Source organism: Rhizobium sp. PK7-22 (genome assembly GCF_056530405.1).
On sequence record NZ_CP096513.1, the window covers coordinates 519,744 to 535,731 of the forward strand.

The 15,988-nt window shown below is 59.6% G+C and carries 16 protein-coding genes; 6 read left to right on the forward strand and 10 right to left on the reverse strand.

What is annotated here, in order from left to right:
* Positions 1-2 precede the first annotated feature (2 nt).
* Complete coding sequence (gene ugpA / locus M1E10_RS02570; RefSeq protein WP_499172568.1) at positions 3-884, reverse strand: ABC transporter permease; 882 nt, start codon at positions 882-884, stop codon at positions 3-5.
* Between the two features lie 66 nt (positions 885-950).
* On the reverse strand, positions 951-2,261 hold the full coding sequence (gene ugpB / locus M1E10_RS02575) for a type 2 periplasmic-binding domain-containing protein (RefSeq protein ID WP_499172569.1): 1,311 nt from the start codon (positions 2,259-2,261) through the stop codon (positions 951-953).
* Between the two features lie 476 nt (positions 2,262-2,737).
* On the opposite strand from ugpB, the gene M1E10_RS02580 reads away from it, so the two are divergent.
* From M1E10_RS02580 to M1E10_RS02590, 3 genes are all read left to right on the forward strand, one after another.
* Entirely contained in the window at positions 2,738-3,331 is a 594-nt protein-coding gene (locus M1E10_RS02580; RefSeq protein WP_499172570.1) for a helix-turn-helix domain-containing protein, read from the forward strand.
* Positions 3,324-4,559, forward strand: coding sequence for a type II toxin-antitoxin system HipA family toxin (locus M1E10_RS02585; RefSeq protein ID WP_499172571.1), 1,236 nt, complete (start codon positions 3,324-3,326; stop codon positions 4,557-4,559). Before M1E10_RS02580 ends, M1E10_RS02585 begins: the two co-directional genes overlap by 8 nt.
* Positions 4,560-4,798: 239 nt before the next feature.
* Positions 4,799-5,095 (forward strand): hypothetical protein, encoded by a 297-nt coding sequence (locus M1E10_RS02590; RefSeq protein WP_499172572.1) that lies wholly within the window; start codon positions 4,799-4,801, stop codon positions 5,093-5,095.
* A 101-nt stretch (positions 5,096-5,196) separates the two neighbouring features.
* On the opposite strand, the gene M1E10_RS02595 is transcribed toward M1E10_RS02590, so the two are convergent.
* The 8 genes from M1E10_RS02595 to M1E10_RS02630 form a co-directional block, all read right to left on the reverse strand.
* Positions 5,197-5,943 carry an SDR family NAD(P)-dependent oxidoreductase gene (locus M1E10_RS02595; protein ID WP_499172573.1) on the reverse strand — a complete coding sequence of 249 codons (747 nt, stop codon included), beginning with the start codon at positions 5,941-5,943 and terminating at the stop codon, positions 5,197-5,199.
* A gap of 21 nt (positions 5,944-5,964) precedes the next feature.
* Positions 5,965-7,053 carry a glycerol dehydrogenase gene (locus M1E10_RS02600; RefSeq protein WP_499172574.1) on the reverse strand — a complete coding sequence of 363 codons (1,089 nt, stop codon included), beginning with the start codon at positions 7,051-7,053 and terminating at the stop codon, positions 5,965-5,967.
* On the reverse strand, positions 7,044-7,817 hold the full coding sequence (locus M1E10_RS02605) for an SDR family NAD(P)-dependent oxidoreductase (RefSeq protein WP_499172575.1): 774 nt from the start codon (positions 7,815-7,817) through the stop codon (positions 7,044-7,046). The genes M1E10_RS02600 and M1E10_RS02605 overlap by 10 nt, the downstream gene beginning before the upstream one ends.
* A gap of 62 nt (positions 7,818-7,879) precedes the next feature.
* A complete protein-coding gene (locus tag M1E10_RS02610) occupies positions 7,880-8,338 on the reverse strand; it encodes a hypothetical protein (RefSeq protein WP_499172576.1) in 459 nt (152 codons plus the stop codon).
* A 47-nt stretch (positions 8,339-8,385) separates the two neighbouring features.
* Positions 8,386-9,888, reverse strand: a complete 1,503-nt coding sequence (locus M1E10_RS02615) for a xylulokinase (protein WP_499172577.1) — start codon at positions 9,886-9,888, stop codon at positions 8,386-8,388.
* A 22-nt stretch (positions 9,889-9,910) separates the two neighbouring features.
* On the reverse strand, positions 9,911-10,888 hold the full coding sequence (locus M1E10_RS02620) for an ABC transporter permease (RefSeq protein WP_499172578.1): 978 nt from the start codon (positions 10,886-10,888) through the stop codon (positions 9,911-9,913).
* 4 nt (positions 10,889-10,892) lie between these two features.
* The gene (locus M1E10_RS02625; protein WP_499172579.1) at positions 10,893-12,413 is read right to left on the reverse strand and encodes a sugar ABC transporter ATP-binding protein; all 1,521 of its coding nucleotides are present in this window, start codon (positions 12,411-12,413) and stop codon (positions 10,893-10,895) included.
* A 133-nt stretch (positions 12,414-12,546) separates the two neighbouring features.
* Positions 12,547-13,518, reverse strand: coding sequence for a type 1 periplasmic-binding domain-containing protein (locus M1E10_RS02630; protein ID WP_499172580.1), 972 nt, complete (start codon positions 13,516-13,518; stop codon positions 12,547-12,549).
* 216 nt (positions 13,519-13,734) lie between these two features.
* On the opposite strand from M1E10_RS02630, the gene M1E10_RS02635 reads away from it, so the two are divergent.
* From M1E10_RS02635 to M1E10_RS02645, 3 genes are read left to right on the forward strand one after another with little or no spacing between them, the layout of a single operon-like run.
* Complete coding sequence (locus M1E10_RS02635; protein ID WP_499172581.1) at positions 13,735-14,358, forward strand: glucose-6-phosphate isomerase; 624 nt, start codon at positions 13,735-13,737, stop codon at positions 14,356-14,358.
* Between the two features lie 25 nt (positions 14,359-14,383).
* Positions 14,384-15,037: a beta/alpha barrel domain-containing protein gene (gene eda, locus M1E10_RS02640; protein ID WP_499172582.1), complete on the forward strand. Its 654-nt coding sequence runs from the start codon at positions 14,384-14,386 to the stop codon at positions 15,035-15,037.
* Positions 15,034-15,987 (forward strand): shikimate dehydrogenase family protein, encoded by a 954-nt coding sequence (locus tag M1E10_RS02645; RefSeq protein WP_499172583.1) that lies wholly within the window; start codon positions 15,034-15,036, stop codon positions 15,985-15,987. The genes eda and M1E10_RS02645 overlap by 4 nt, the downstream gene beginning before the upstream one ends.
* Position 15,988 lies beyond the last annotated feature (1 nt).

Sequence of the window (15,988 nt, forward strand, 5' to 3'; positions counted from 1 at the left end):
CCTCACCCATAATGCACCTTCTTCTCCACGAAGCGGAACTGGAAGGCCGTCAATGCGATCACGATGATCATCAGCACGACCGACTGGGCCGCGGATGAGCCGAGGTTCAGGTTCACGAAGCCGTCGTTGTAGACCTTGTAGACCAGCGTTTCAGTTGCTTTGGCCGGCCCCCCGCCGGTGACGGCGTGGATGATGCCGAAGGTATCGAAGAAGGCGTAGACCGTGTTGACGACCAGCAGGAAGAATGTGGTGGGCGCCAGCAGCGGGAAGACGATGGTCCAGAACCGTCTTGCTCCCCTCGCCCCGTCGATTGCCGCAGCCTCCAGGAGGGACTTCGGGATGGCCTGCAGGCCGGCGACGAAGAACAGGAAATTGTAGCTGATCTGCTTCCAGGCGGCCGCCGCGACCACCAGCGTCATCGCCTGGTTTCCGACGAGCAACGGGTCCCACATGATGCCATTGCGGCGCAGCAGATAGGCAAAGGTGCCCATGGCGGGGTTGAACATGAAGAGCCACAGCATGCCCGCCACGGCAGGCGCCACGGCATAGGGAATGATGAGGAAGGTGCGGTAGACGCCGCGCCCGCGCACCACCAGATCCGCAGCCGTTGCCAAAAATAGGGCCATGCCCATGGCGACGGCTGCCGTCAGCACGCTGAAGACAAGTGTCACCTGGAGCGAGTGCAGGTAGTTCGGATCGGTGAAGATCGCCTGGAAGTTTGCCAGCCCGACGAAGGCGCTGCGCAGTCCAAAGGGATCCTCGCGCATGGCCGACTGGTAGAGCGCCTGGCTTGCCGGCCAGAAGAAGAAGATCACCGTCAGAACGATCTGCGGGGCGACCAGTATGTAGGGAAGAGTCTTGTTGGGAAAGACGACGTTCTGCAAAGCAATGCCCCCGCCAGATGAAAAGACCGCCCGGACACGGATCCGGGCGGCATTGCGAGAGTGCTTTTAGTTGCCGAGTGCCTGCTGAATGGCGGCGTTGCCGCGTTCGACGGCCTTGTCGAGTGCCGCCTTGGCGTCCTGCTGTCCTGCCAACATGGCTTCGAACTCCTCGTTCATGATGTCGCGAACCTGCGGCAGGTTGACGAGGCGCACGCCCTTGGAATTCTCGGTCGGCTGCTTGCCCATCATCTGCTGGATCGGCGTCTCGCGGCCCGGGTTCTTTTCATAGAAGCCGGACTCCTTGGTGGCATTGTAGGCTGCCATGGTGACCGGGAGGTAGCCTGACACCTGGTGCAGGCGAGCCTGGATGTCCGTCTGAGACAGGAAATTGAAGAACTGGGCGATGCCCTTGTATTCTTCGTCGCTCTTGCCGCCGAAGACCCAGAGGCTGGCGCCGCCGGGGATGGTGTTCTGCGGTCGGCCTTCGCCTTCGTAGTAAGGCAGTTGACCGATTCCATAGTTCATGCCGCTCTTGACGATATCGCCGAGACCGCCTGAGGATTCCGTCAGGATGCCGCATTCACCGGAGAGGAAGAGGTTCTTGGCTTCGGAGGTGCGACCGCCGTAGCGGAAGACGCCGTCCTTGGCGAGATCGGCAATCGACTGGAAGTGCTCGACGAACTGCGGCGAGTTGAACTGCAGATCGACGTCAGTGTCGGCCAGACCATTCTCGTTATTGGCGTAGGACAGGTTGTTCCAGGCCGCGAAATTCTCGGTCTGGATCCAGGTCAGCCAGGTCGAGGTGTAACCGCACTCGGCAGCACCGCTCGTCTTGATGGTACGGGCGGCTTCCCAGACTGCCGGCCAGGTCTTGGGCGGATTGTCGATGTCCAGACCGGCCTTCTCGAAGATGTCCTTGTTGTAGTAGAGGATCGGCGACGACGAGTTGTAGGGGAAGGACAGCATGGTGCCGTCGGGCTTGGAGTAATAGGCAACGATACCCGCCAGATAGTTGGCCTTGTCGAAGGTGAAGCCACCCTTCTCGAGCACGTCTGCAACCGGCATGACGGCGCCTTCGGCACCCATCATCACGCCGGTGCCGACATCAAAGACCTGAATGATCGCGGGCGTCTGCTTGGCACGGAACGCAGCGATCCCGGCGTTTAGGGTTTCTGGGTACGTTCCCTTAAAGACCGGGACGATCTTGTATTCGCTCTGCGACTCGTTGAACTCTTTCGCCAGCGTGTCGACGACCTCGTTGTTGGCGCCGGTCATGGCGTGCCACCACTGCAGTTCCGTAACTGCTAGCGCGCTCGACGCTGAAAAAAGCGACATGCTGGCCGCGACTGCCGAAGCAGCGATAACGTTCGTGGACATGGTTCCTCCCCTTTGCCACTCACCTATGGTCTTGGGCCTCCCTTCAGCGATCATCCCGATGGGGTTGGCGCCGATATTTGAAGCCTCAAATCAACTAAACCTAATTTAGGTGTGATGACAATGGACTTTTGTCTGCCCCCAATTGGACAAGTGTGCCAGATGCGAAACACGGGCCGCGTTCGGCTTTGCGATGCTTGAAGCTTCGCCTTCGCTTCGAGCAATCTGGTATCCGTTGGCGCGTTCATGGCGTGATCAAGCGCTAAGTTTGATCCATTGGAGCGCGGAAGAGCGACCCTCACCCATCGGTTTGACGTCTCGTGCGAGACGCCGCACGTCAGTACCAGAAAATTGTGATATCGAATGAAGCATCATACCTTGATTTTGATGCGTCACAAAACATCATCTTGAAAAAGCAGAGATCTTGATGATATCGTAACCGACATCAGCTGGAAGAAGTGATGTGGAAATAGACATCGATGAGATATGAAACCCAAGAGATCGCGGACCGCCTACGCGAAGCCAGAGAAGCCAACCATCTCAGTCAACGCGAATTGAGCCGGTTGGCTGGCGTGCCGCAAGCGCAGATTTCGCGGATCGAATCCAACAGCGTTGATCTGCGTCTGTCGAGCCTCGTCGCGATTGCCAGCGCGCTTGATTTGGAAATTGCCCTGATACCACACAAGGCGGTGCCCGCGGTCAAATCAATCACGCGCCAAACGACCGATCGTACTGTGATCCAACCACCCGCGATCAGCAAAGAAATGCAGCAACTGCAAAAGGCGGTCCGTACTCTTCAGATTGATGCGCCGGCCCTGCCGGAACTGGATGAGCTGCGCAAAGCTACGGCATCACTCCAGCGCCTCCATATCGACATGCAATTTTTGGACAGTCTCCGCTCGCTGCGGCACACCATTGAACGCGCCAATATCACAGAGCAGGGTATCTTAGAGGCAGCCAACAGCATGAAGGCGCTCCGCAACCAGATTGCCCATTTCAAGCCTAGAAGCGAACAACGACAAGCCAACCGTCCAGCCTACTCATTGAATGATGAGGAGGAAGACGATGCCTGATGTCTCTGTTCTGAGCGTGCGCCTTTATGGCGAAGAAATCGGCACGATAACCTCTGTCGGAGGCGAAAAGACGCTTTTTGCGTTCAACGATGCCTATGTCGAGAACCCAGAAAGGCCGACCCTCGGTCTCCAATTCAAGGACAACTTTGGCGAGCTGATCACGGATTTTCGGCTGTATAAAATCAAGCTGATGCCCTACTTTTCGAACCTCCTCCCAGAGGGTCACTTGCGCCGGTACCTGGCTGAGAAGGCAAACATCCATAGTGACCGCGAGTTCTTCCTCTTGTGGGTGCTTGGGCAGGACCTGCCCGGCGCGATTACCGTCGTTCCAGAGGACGGCGATGAACGGCCAGACGAGGCACATAGCGTCCTTGAAGGTGAAGCCGCCAAAGAAGCGGCAGAAGATGCCATGCGATTTTCATTGGCAGGTGTGCAGCTGAAATTCTCGGCGGTACAAAGTGCCAGCGGTGGCCTGACCATTCCGACAAGCGGCGTCGGTGGCAATCGGATCGTCAAACTCCCCTCTCGCGAGTTTGGCAACGTCCCGGAAAACGAATTCTCAATGATGAGCCTTGCCAGGATGGTCGGGATCAACGTGCCAGCGATCGGGCTGATCGATGTTCGAACGATCGGCAATCTGCCGGACGGGATTGAGAAGATCGGGCAACAGGCCTTCGTCATCGAACGCTTCGATCGCAATGATGATGGCAGCGTCACTCATATCGAGGATTTCGCACAGGTCTTCAATGTCTATCCCGAGAACAAGTACAAGAGAGCCAGTTACCGCAATCTGATATCGGTGATTGCCTCGGAATCCGATCAGGATGATGTGACGGAATTCATCCGCCGCCTGACGTTCAATGTCCTAATCGGCAACGGCGATATGCACCTGAAAAACTGGTCGCTCATCTATCCTGATCGCAAAAACGCACGCCTCGCTCCAGCCTATGACTTCGTGTCCACGATCCCGTATATCGCGAACGACAAATCCGCGCTAACCTTCAGCCGGACGAAAGAGTTCACCGGGTATACGTTAGACGAACTGGCGTATCTGTCGGCAAAGGCACACCTGCCCAAGAAACTTGTGCTCGACACAGCCAAGGAAACCGTCGCGCTGTTCATGGAGCGGTGGGAGACCGAAAAGGCCAACCTTCCCATGCACCAAGATGTTGTCGGGACCATCGACAAGCATCTTACGACTTTACCAATTGTAACCGGCAAAGTGTGACTGTGTTTTGGCTGCAAGATGGCGCCGCGATCTTGTGGAGGTCTATCCCCGCGCAGGATGCTCGTCCTTACCGTCTTGACGAACAGCGTTAGCAGTCTCTGACACATGCTACGTTCGCGTGCTGGCATTGTAGAGCGAAAGAGGCCCATCACCAAGGGCAGCCCCCCGTAGTGCGTCGTCAGCGCATCGTGGCATCAGGCCTGGGACGGTACCCCAAAGCTCACCCTTGGCGGCAATATGTGATCGACCGATTGAACCGCAACGGCGTCAACCTCGCCTCCATCCACTCCATGCGCCGCCACTTCGATCCTGATTGGCCAGGGGTCGGCGAGTGGCTGGACGAGGTGACGCCGGCGTACAATCGCCTCGTCAACGCCCCGCGGGCCGTTGCCGACACGCAGGCCATCGTCTTCAGCGGCCAGATACCGCCGGATCTCGCGCAGATGCTGCGGATCGAACTCGGATCTTCGATCGGCCCGCTACGGACTACACCGACAGGAGAATTAAGTATTGCTGATGTGAAAGCCGGCATTTAAGCCTGTGAGAACCAAGGGCGGACGATCAACCACCCCAGATTCCCTTGGTGGAGAGGAAACGATAGGAACCTCTCACTTACATACTTTCAGATCGCATATCTTCATCCGGAGTGGTACCCGCCATCGACCGGCAGGGTGACGCCAGTGACAAAGGCTGCGGCCGGCGAGCAGAGGAAGAGGATCGGCCCGACCAGATCTTCGCTCGTGCCCCACCGTTTCAGGGCGGAACGATCCGCGATCTTCTTTTCGCTTTCCGCCACCGACCAGAGCGGCTTCGTCATTTCCGTCCTATGATAACCGGGGCCGACGGCATTTACGCGCACGCCATCGCGGCCATACTTGTGGGCCAAGGCGCGTGTCAGTCCGACGATGCCGGTCTTGCTCGCGGTATAGGAGGGCACGCTTTCATCGGCGAGATAGCTCAGCATCGAGGCAAAGTTGACAATGCAGCCTTTTCTTGCCTTCAGCAGGGGAAAAGCGGCGCGTGACAGACGCATGGCGCTGTTAAGATTGACGTCCATGACGTCGAGGAAGACCTCTTCTTCCCATTCCGCGTCGGGCCGCGCGATCCCTTGGCAATTGACCAGAACGTCGAGGTTACCGAGCCCGGCAAAGAAGCGCGTTACGGCTTCGCCGTTTCGAACATCAAGTTGCTCGAAGCGAAGGCTCGCCGGAATATTTCCCGAGGCCGCTGCCTGCAGCTTGTCCTGCGAACTGCCGGTGGCAATCACGCTGGCGCCGGCTTTTGCAAAACCCTCTGCAACGCTAAGCCCTATCCCGCTCGTTCCGCCGGAAATGACCACGCTCTTGCCTTGCATAAATGGACCGAATGCCGAAATCTCTTGCATAGTCTCTTTCCCATCACGCTTTCAGATAAGTGCCTTCAAGGCAGCGACGACCATCCCCTCGGTGACAGGAATAGGCTCGTTGTGAATGATTTCGCCAGGTCGGCAGGCACGGCTTGCGACAATCGCCAGCTTCTCCTCGCAAGCGTCGACTATGCCAATATCGGCAAGCCGCGTCGGCAGGCGCACGGATTGGCAGAAGTCGCGGACTCTTCGAAATTCCTTATCCTGTCCGTGAAGCTTCAGGCCCGCCAGAACGCCGATCGCGACTTTTTCGCCGTGCAGATGGTGGTGAACATCCTCGAGTTCGCACAGTCCATGGTGGATCGCATGCGCGGCCGCGACGCCGCCGGACTCAAAGCCTATTCCTGAAAGGAGAATATTTGCCTCGACGACCCGCTCCAGCGCGGGGCTCGCCTCACCGGCATCGCAGTCAGCCAGTGCCATGGCTCCAAATTCGAAGACCGTATCGCGGCAGGCCTTTGCAACTTCGAAGGCAAGGCTGACGCCGGGCATTTTCATGCAGTTGAAGGCACCACTGCGGCGGCAGGAATCCGCCTCGTAGAAAGTCGCGAGCGCATCGCCTATTCCGGCCGCAAGAAAACGGGCCGGCGCCTTGGCGATCAGCGCCGTATCGACCAGAACGAGGTCGGGGTTTCTCGGTAGGAACATGTCATAGGCGACGGTTCCGTCATCGTTATAGACGACAGCAAGTGCGCTGCAGGGCGCATCCGATGCCGCAATCGTCGGAAAGATAATGACCGGCAGGCCGAGATCGCGGGCTGCGGCCTTCGCCGTATCGAGCGCCTTGCCGCCGCCAACACCGATGATGACTTTTGCAGCGCTCTCACGCGCCGAGGTGGAGAGCGCAGCAATCTGGTTCTCGGAGCACTCGCCGCCGTGGCGGATCAGTTGGACTTCGATATGCCCTTCCATTGCCGAAAGGAGTGCGCCTTCCAGCATGTCATAGATGCCGCGATCGACAAGAACCGCGGCGCGACGGCCGAAACCGGCTGCCTGCGCGCCCAACATCCCGATTGCGCCGGCCGCCTGGATATAACGCCCCGGAAACCGCGCGCCGCGGGCGGTACCGGCATAAGATGTCACCAGCATACATAACCTCCGTCCGCAAGCACGATCGAGCCGGTCATCAGGCTGGAGGCTTCGCTGGCGAGGAACAGAATCACTGAGGCAACCTCGTCGGTGCGGCCGAGACGGTTCATCGGCGTGCCGCCGACCCAGTGGCGGTACATTTCCGGATCGTCATACACATATCTGTTCATCTCGGTGTCGATATAGGTCGGCGCCACGCAATTGACGCGCACGCCGCGTGCACCCCATTCGGCCGCAAGCGACTTCGTCAGGTGATGAACGGCTGCCTTGGAGGCGTTGTAATTTGCCTGTTCCTGCGGACGATTGACGATGAAGCCGGACATCGATCCGACATTGACGATGCTGCCGGCTGACTGCTCCAGCATGGTCTTGCCGAATGTGCGGCAGCACCAGAACACGCCGTTCAGGTTGACGTCGATCACCTTGTTCCAGACCGCGTCGGCCATGGTTTCAGCCGGATGATTGCTGATGGCGATGCCGGCATTGTTGACGAGAACATCGACACGACCGTGGCGAGCCAGAATGGCGTCGTGGACGGCTTTCACCCCTTCGACATCGGTAACGTCGAGCACTTCGCCCTCGACTTTGAAACCCTTGGCGCTGAGTTCGCTGACGGCCTTTTCCAGCAGTTCGGCGTTCATGTCGGTCAGCACGACCGTCGCGCCGGCCTCGCAAAGGGCTTCGACGGCGGCCCGGCCGATTCCTCTCGCCGCTCCCGTCACGACGGCGATCTTGTTGGTCAGCTTGAATCTATCGAGGTACATGGACGATTTCCTTTACGGGTGGTTTCAGTGCCGCGAGGCAAGCGCTCAACGCCAGCATCAGGTCATGGGGGTCGGCGATGATTGCGCCGTGCGAAAAAGGCGAGAGCGTCGCGGCCTGGCTCCGGCCAGGCGACTGCGGTGATGCCCGCGGCAAGACCAGCAACGCAGCCAGGAAGGTTGCCTTTCACGACGATGCAATCCACGGGATCGAAGCCGAGCAGTTCGGCGGCGCAGAGAAAGGCTTCCGAATGAATTCTACCGTCACGCGTGTCGTTGCGCTTCATGGTATCGCTCACGGCCGCAGCCGATGGCCGCAATGATTGCGAGGCGGCCATTTCCAGACAGCCAGCATATGTGCCGGCGGCATAGTCGCTGACGAAAAGCCCAAGCATCAGCCTGTCGCGCAGCAGCGCATGGCGTGTCTTGCCGGCCGTGCCGCTAGTCTGTTGCGAAAGCCCGTCCAGCACCCCATGGCCGTGGTTTCGAAGCACAGCCTCCATGTCGGCATCAGGGGCCAGCATGCTATCATCAAGCGCCCCGTCCATAGGTGAGAGTACGGCACCCATTGTCATTGCGGCAGCCTGTCGAGGTCATCGTAAAGCACCTGGCTGTGCTGATACAGCTTCTCGAAAAAGGACTGCATCGGACGATAGATATCCGCCCATGCCGGATCAGGGCGGATTTCCTCGTCGTAGGAGACATAGGCATCAGCTGCCGCCTGCAGATCCGAAAACTGTCCCATGGCGGTCGCGGCCATAATGCCGCAACCGACCAGACCGCATTCGGCTTCCCGCGGCACCAGGATCGGGATGTCGTAGACGCTCGCCTTGATCTTCAGCCAGAGTTTTGTCTTCGCGCCGCCGCCCGAAGCAATCACCCGCTCCAGCGGTGCGCCGGAAATCCTGTCGAGGATGTTGATATGCCGCTTTACCGCAAAGGCGACGCCCTCGAGGATCGACCGGTGCATATGCGCAAGGCCGTGGGTGGCCCCGATCCCAAAATATTGGGCCCGGGCGTTACGATGATCGCCCAGCCTTTCTCCGGCGAGATAGGGCATGAAGAACAGTCGTTCGGATCCGGCCGGCGCTTCGTCCGCCTTTGCGACGATATCCTCGTAGGAAAACTGCTTGTCGTGAAAGGCGCGGCGCGCCCAGCGCATGGCATCACCGCCGGATTCCAGCAGCATGAACGCTCCCCAATTGCCCTCCACGGTGCCGACATTGCAGACGGAGGGATCAAGCAGGGGCTGGCTGGCGATCGCCGTGATGATGGCAGATGTGCCCATGACTTCCGACCCGACGCCCGGCCGGCATACGCCGGAGCCGAGGAGTGCAACCGGATAATCGGCACCCCCGACCAAAACCGGCGTGCCCTCCAGAAGGCCGGTCTCCACGGCGGCCTGCGCCGTGACGGAACCCAAGATTTCCACTGGATTGCGCAACGGGGCAAGTTTTGCCTTATCAAGGCCGAGCAGCCTGACCATCTTCTGCGACCAGTCGCCGGTGCTCGGATCCATGAGAAAACTCGCACCGCCATCACCGCGATCCATGGCGATCTCGCCGGTCAGGCGCAGATTGATATAATCCTTCGGCATCAGCACGGCAGAGGTTCTGCTATAGGCCAAAGGATCATTGTCGCGCAGCCATTGCAGCTTGAAGCCCGGCCAGGCCGGGGTCGGCGGATTGGCGCAGTCGGCAAGGTAGGTGTCAGGATGGTTGGCCGTCTCGAAGGCCATCACATAATCGACCGTGCGCTTGTCGTTCCAGAGTGGTGCCGTCTCGCGCACCAGCTCGCCACGATCATCGATCAGAACCGTTCCATGCATCTGGCCGCAGGCGGCGATCACCGCAATCCGGCTTGCTGCATCCGGCACTTCGGCAAGCACCGAGCGCGATGCGGCGGCAACGCCGGCCCACCAATCCCACGGTCGCTGTTCCGACCATCCAAACTGCGGGACGATCTGGTCGTGTTCGCGGCTGGTGACGGCAAGGATCTTGCCGCGCGTGTCAAGCAGCGCCGCCCGGACGCTGCCCGTCCCGACATCGATTGCGAGAAAAAGGTCTTTTGACATGTCTTTGCTTGGGATTGGCTGCTTACTTGCGGAACCAGTTTGAGGCGTATTGCAGCAACATGGCACCGATGATGATGGATCCCATCAACACCTGCTGATGGTAGCCGGGCACGCGTGCAAGGTTCATCATATTGGCAATGATGCTGAGCACAAGCACCCCTATGAAGGTGTTGATCACGCCGCCGCGGCCGCCCATCAGGCTGGCGCCACCGATGACCACGGCCGCAATCGCATCAAGCTCGGCGCCAACGCCGATGTTGGCCGAGCCGATGCCCGTGCGGCTGGTGGAGACAATGCCGGCGGCGGCTGCAAGAACCCCCGAGACGACATAGACCGCGGTTGTGTAGAAGGCGACCGGGATGCCGGAGAGACGGACCGCCTCGACATTCGAGCCGATCGCTTTCACCAGTCGGCCGAAGCGGGTCAGGGACAGGACGATGCCGGCAATGGCGAAAACCGCTGCCATCAGCCACACCGGATAGGGTAGACCGGCCGCCGATTGCGACCCGAAATTGACGATCATCGCGCCCGCATCCCCCATCTGGATGGGCTGGCCGGAAGAGACGATCAGCGACAGGCCGCGCGCCACCGTCATCATCGCGAGGGTCGTGACGAAGGGGGGCAGTTTCAGGAATGCTATGAGACCACCGGAGGCCAAGCCGCAGACGCCGCCAGCCAGAAGTGCGGCGCCGACCGACATCCCCGTCCCCAGTTGCGGAATGAGCAAAGCACAGATCACGCTGCCCAATGCAGCAATCGAGCCGACCGATAGGTCGATACCACGCGTCAGGATGACGAAAAGCAGGCCGACGGCCATCAGGCTGGTGCCCGAGCTCTGGCGCAGCACGTTGATGAGGTTTCGCTGAGTCAGGAATACGTCCGACATCAGGGTTGCAACGATCAAAAGCGCGATCAGGATCGCCACCGTGCCGTAACGGTGCAGCAGATTGCCGATGTTGAGCGAGTGGGAGCGAGGAGCGGTTTCTGCTATGTCTGTCACGGCGTTACCCAATCATGGAATCGCAGCGGTCTTTAGCCCCGGTCAAGGAATCGACCATTGCGAGCCGCAGCAGGTTTTCTTCGGTATAATCGGCCGGCTGAAGCGATCCGGTCAGCTGCCCCTCGCGCATGACCAGGATGCGATCGCACAGCCCGAACAGTTCCAGATGCTCGGATGAGATGACCAGGATCGCGCGGCCCTCTGCGGCCAGCGACTTGATCAGCGAGTAGATTTCCGTCTTGGCACCCACATCGACGCCGCGCGTCGGCTCGTCGAAAATCAGGATGTCGCCATCGGCATGAAACCATTTGGCGAGCACAACCTTCTGCTGATTGCCGCCGGAGAGGCTGGAAACGGGGTCGTCGAGGCTGCCGGCCTTGAGGCGAAGGCGGGATGCGAGCTTCTCCACCGCCGACTTCTCGGCAGACCTTCGAACGAAGCCGAACATGTTGACCAGAGGCGACAGCCTTGCCATCGTCGCGTTGACGCGGATCGGGAAGTCGAGAACGAGGCCCTGTTCCTTACGGCTTTCCGGCACGAGGCCGATACCCGCCTTGATGGCATCACGGGGGCTCTTGATCTTTACCTCGCGGCCGCGGATGAAAATCTTTCCGGACTGAGCCTGCTCTGCTCCGAAAATCATGCGCACGAGTTCGGTACGGCCGGCCCCCACAAGCCCCCCAAGGCCGACGATTTCACCTGCGCGAAGGCTGAGCGAGGCGCTCTTGATGCGGCTGCGGTCTGAAAGATTATCGACCCTTATAATTTCGTCGCCCACCGTGCGGTCGGCACCCTCGCCAAACAGTGCCTCGAGCGAGCGGCCAACCATCATGCGAATGACGTCATTGATTTCGACGTCCGTCCGAGGGACGGTCGCAACTGTTGCTCCGTCTTTCATGACCGTGATGCGGTCAGCGATGCGGAAGACTTCGTCAAGCCTGTGCGAGATGTAGATAATTCCAACGCCGCGCTCGCGAAGCGTCGAGATGATCTGCAGCAGCCGATCGGCATCTTGGGTGGACAGCACGGCCGTAGGCTCGTCGAAGACCATGACGGCGGCATTGTGGGAGAGAGCCTTGGCAATCTCGACCACCTGCTGATGGGCCACGGACAGGTCGGCAACGGTGGCCGACGGTGAGATGGAGAAACCGAGGCTGGAGATCAGCTCCTTTGCCCGGCGATTGAGATCCCGCCACAAAATCAGCGAGGGGATTTTGGCGAGAAAGATGTTTTCGGCCACGGTCAGATCCGTCGCCAGCGCCATTTCCTGATGGATGATGGCGATACCCTTGTCCAGCGCATCCATCGGACCGCGAAACTGTTGTTGTTGGCCGGATACGACGACCGTGCCGGCATCCGGCGCGTGTTCGCCGCCGAGAACGCGCATGAGCGTCGATTTGCCGGCGCCATTTTCGCCGATCAGCGCATGAACCTCACCGGGCCGCAGGGTGAAATCCACGCCCTGAAGGGCTCGCACACCACCGAAGGATTTGCGGATACCGCTGAGATCTACCAGATTTTCCATAGCCGAATTCTGATCCCTGTGCCGCCGGGCAACTGCCGGCTGGGCATCGTGGGAGGCCTTGCGGCCTTCCGCGCAATGACGAGGGTGCGGCCGGCATCACGCCATGCCGGCCGCCTTGGGAGGAGGATGGCGCTTAAAACACCGCGTCCTTCTTCAGATAGTTGTCGACGTTGTCCTCGGTGATGGCAGTCGGCGTCGTATAGGTGATCTTCGACATTCCCTCGGGAAGCTCGCCGTCGATCGCCTTCTTGGCGAGGTCCACAGCGGTTGCGGCGACGATGGCTGGATCGTTGAGGCCGGTTGCCCCGTATGTGCCATCCTTGATGGCCTGGAGCGCTTCCTTCTGGCCGTCGGCGGCTGCGAGCAGAAGCACATCCTTTGTATCGCCGAGCGCCTTTTCTGCACCGAGAACCATCGAGTCATTTTCACCCAGAACGACATTGATATCCGGATTGGCCGTCAGGAGGTCTTCCATCGCCTTGAGGCCGCCTTCATTGGTCCAACCGCCCCAGCCCTGACCGACGACTTCAAAGCGCGCGCGGCCTTCGTTGCGCAGTTGGCCCTCGAGCAGGCCGGCCAGCACGCCAAGGCGCCGTTCCTGGCCGACTTCATTGCCCTTGTCGCCCGAGATGAGCGCAATCTTGAGATCCTTGCCCCTGGTGGCATCGGCCAGCCATTGGCCGACCAGAAGTCCGTTCTGCGAATTCGAGGACTGCACAAGCGTTACAAAATTGGCCTGTGGATCGATGGTCGAGTCGATCACGAAGACATGCACACCGGCAGCCGTCGCCGCATTCACCGCCGGAACGAGGCCCTTGCTGTCACGCGGGTTAATGATCAGGGCCTGGATACCCTGGGCTACCATGTCCTCGACATCCGCCACCTGCTTGTTGAGGTCGTTCTGGGCGTCAACCGAGAGTACTTCGCAGCCGAGTTCGCCCGCCTTCTTCTTGGCTGAAACTTCCTGGGCAGCAAAATATGGCGCGTCCAGCGTCTTCATCGAAATGCCGATCTTGCAATCGGCGGCCTGGGCTGCGGAGATTGCCAGCAGCGAACCTGCGGCGACCAGTGCAAACCGCAACGCGGCAGTCTTAACAGTCTTCATGATGTCTCCTCCTTAGGGGCAATCTGAGCTCCCACGACCCTGCTGGGTCCGCCATTTCTCAAAAGCCAAATGTAGCGTAATTACCAACTGATTGCGCGTCAACGCCGATTTCGTCCAAAAACCGGACTTTTTGATGCTGCGCCGCAGCAGGAATTAGGGCTTGCACGTTTCAATCGGTCATTTTATGTACTTTTACTACCTACTGGAGGGACCGAGATGTTGCGAGAGCCTGTTACGAGCGTGGTGGACATAATCGCCGGGGGGATGAGCGGCAATACGGGCCGTTACGAGAAGCGCTTAAGCGACCTGACGGGTCTTTATGCCGATGCCGATGCCCATCAAGCGCTTGTTGGATCGACTGGCGATCCGATCGTCTACGACGTGGAGGACTTCAAGCCCGGCACCCATAGCGGCGATCTGATCTACGGCGTTACCCGCATGAACCCGGGCCAAATCGGCCGTGAGTATTTCCTGACCCGCGGCCATATCCACGCAAAGGCGGACCGGCCGGAGATTTATTACGGCCAGAAAGGCCGCGGCCTGATGCAGCTCGAATCGCCCGAGGGCGAGACGCGAATCATCGAGATCGGCCCGCAGACGATTTGTTATGTCCCGCCATTCTGGATCCACCGCTCGATCAATGTCGGCACCGAGGATTTGGTCATGGTCTTCGCCTACCCGTCCGACAGCGGCCAAGACTACGGCATTATCGAGAACTCGAATGGCATGCGCCATCGTGTCTATGCGACCCACGCGGGCGGCTGGGAACTTGTCGAAAACAAAGCCTACACGCCGCGAAGCAGCGAAGTCGCCCGCGGCCTGATAAAGACCTATGCCTGATCAGCGCGACAGCCAGGAGTTTCCCATGAACGATCCAATCAACATCATCGCCGGGCTCGGCGTGGTCCCGGTCATTGCCATCGAGCGTGCAAGCGATGCGGTTCCGTTGGCCGACGCGCTGCTTGAGGGCGGCCTGCCGGTCGCCGAAATCACCTTCCGCACTGAGGCCGCCGCCGATGTGCTCGCTGCCATGCGCGATGCACGTCCTGAACTGTGCATCGGTGCCGGCACCATTCTCGACAAATCAAGCCTTGACCGCGCGATTGCATCAGGCGCCCGCTTCGGACTGGCACCCGGTTACGACCCGGATATCGTTGATGCTGCGAAGGCCGCAAACCTTCCCTTCTGCCCCGGCATCATGACGCCGTCCGACCTGACGCTTGCGGCGGCACGCGGTGTCCGCCTTGCCAAATTTTTCCCGGCTGGCGTTGCCGGTGGCCCGAAGGCGCTCGCTGGCATTTCGGCACCGTTTGCGCATCTTGGCATCCGCTTCATTCCGACCGGTGGCGTCACCGAGGCGACGATCGGCGAATGGCTGGCAATCCGCCAGGTCGTTGCCGTCGGCGGCACCTGGATTGCCAAGACCGAGGACATTCGCGAAGGCCGTTTTGCCGAAATCGCGAAGAATGCCAAGGCGGCAGTGAAGGTCGCCCAGGAAGCGCTGGAGAAACGCCAGTGACCTCTTATCAGCCGGCCACACAGCCGACGCTCTATTTCATCGGCGTGACCACGGGCAAAAGCTCGATCATGAGGGTTTTTCCTGCCTGGGCCAAATATCTCGGTCTCAAGGATGCCGTGATCAAGGGCATCGATTTTAAGCTGCATGACGATCCTGCAGCCTATCGCAAGGCGGTGGAATTCATCCGTGATGATCCGCTTTCCCTTGGCGCGCTTGTCACCACTCACAAAATTGACCTTTTTCATGCCTGCAGCGACCTCTTTGACGTGATCGACCAGCATGCGCTGCTGATGGACGAGACAAGCTGCATCTCGAAGCGGAACGGCAAGCTGATCTGCCACGCCAAGGACCCGATCTCCTCGGGTCTGGCCATCGATGGTTTTCTCGGCGAAAAATATTTTGCCGAGCACGATGCCGACCTGTTTTCGATGGGTGCAGGCGGCTCGACCATTGCCATCACTTGGCATCTGATGCGCAGCAGCCGTGGCCCTAACGTCCCGAGCCGAATGGTTGTCACCAATCGTAGCCAGCACCGGCTGGATGAGATCAAGCGCATTCACGCCCAGGTCGAAAGCGACATGCCGGTCGAGTATCTTCTGGCTGAGACGGCGCAGGCCAATGATGCGGTGCTGAAGTCACTGAAGCCCGGATCGCTGGTGATCAATGCCACCGGTCTCGGCAAGGATGCGCCAGGCTCACCGCTCACCGATGCGGCGCAGTTCCCGGAACAATCCGTCGTCTGGGACCTGAACTATCGCGGCGATCTCGTCTTTATCGACCAGGCTCGCCGGCAGGAAGCAGAACATTCGCTGCAGGTGGAAGACGGCTGGACCTATTTCCTGCATGGCTGGACGCAGGTGATCGCCGAGGTCTTCGACGTGACGATCCCGGCCTCCGGCCCGACTTTCGACGAGATTTCGAGGATCGCGTTAAAGGCTGCGGGGAGATAGG

Bases quoted from the DNA above. Each gene is read 5' to 3' on its own strand.
- eda (WP_499172582.1), top strand. From the start codon at position 14,384: ATGAACGATCCAATCAACATCATCGCCGGGCTCGGCGTGGTCCCGGTC.
- M1E10_RS02625 (WP_499172579.1), bottom strand. From the start codon at position 12,413: ATGGAAAATCTGGTAGATCTCAGCGGTATCCGCAAATCCTTCGGTGGT.
- M1E10_RS02585 (WP_499172571.1), top strand. From the start codon at position 3,324: ATGCCTGATGTCTCTGTTCTGAGCGTGCGCCTTTATGGCGAAGAAATC.
- M1E10_RS02615 (WP_499172577.1), bottom strand. From the start codon at position 9,888: ATGTCAAAAGACCTTTTTCTCGCAATCGATGTCGGGACGGGCAGCGTC.
- M1E10_RS02580 (WP_499172570.1), top strand. From the start codon at position 2,738: ATGAGATATGAAACCCAAGAGATCGCGGACCGCCTACGCGAAGCCAGA.
- M1E10_RS02595 (WP_499172573.1), bottom strand. From the start codon at position 5,943: ATGCAAGAGATTTCGGCATTCGGTCCATTTATGCAAGGCAAGAGCGTG.
- M1E10_RS02600 (WP_499172574.1), bottom strand. From the start codon at position 7,053: ATGCTGGTGACATCTTATGCCGGTACCGCCCGCGGCGCGCGGTTTCCG.
- ugpB (WP_499172569.1), bottom strand. From the start codon at position 2,261: ATGTCCACGAACGTTATCGCTGCTTCGGCAGTCGCGGCCAGCATGTCG.
- M1E10_RS02635 (WP_499172581.1), top strand. From the start codon at position 13,735: ATGTTGCGAGAGCCTGTTACGAGCGTGGTGGACATAATCGCCGGGGGG.
- M1E10_RS02630 (WP_499172580.1), bottom strand. From the start codon at position 13,518: ATGAAGACTGTTAAGACTGCCGCGTTGCGGTTTGCACTGGTCGCCGCA.
- M1E10_RS02610 (WP_499172576.1), bottom strand. From the start codon at position 8,338: ATGCTGGCCCCTGATGCCGACATGGAGGCTGTGCTTCGAAACCACGGC.
- M1E10_RS02605 (WP_499172575.1), bottom strand. From the start codon at position 7,817: ATGTACCTCGATAGATTCAAGCTGACCAACAAGATCGCCGTCGTGACG.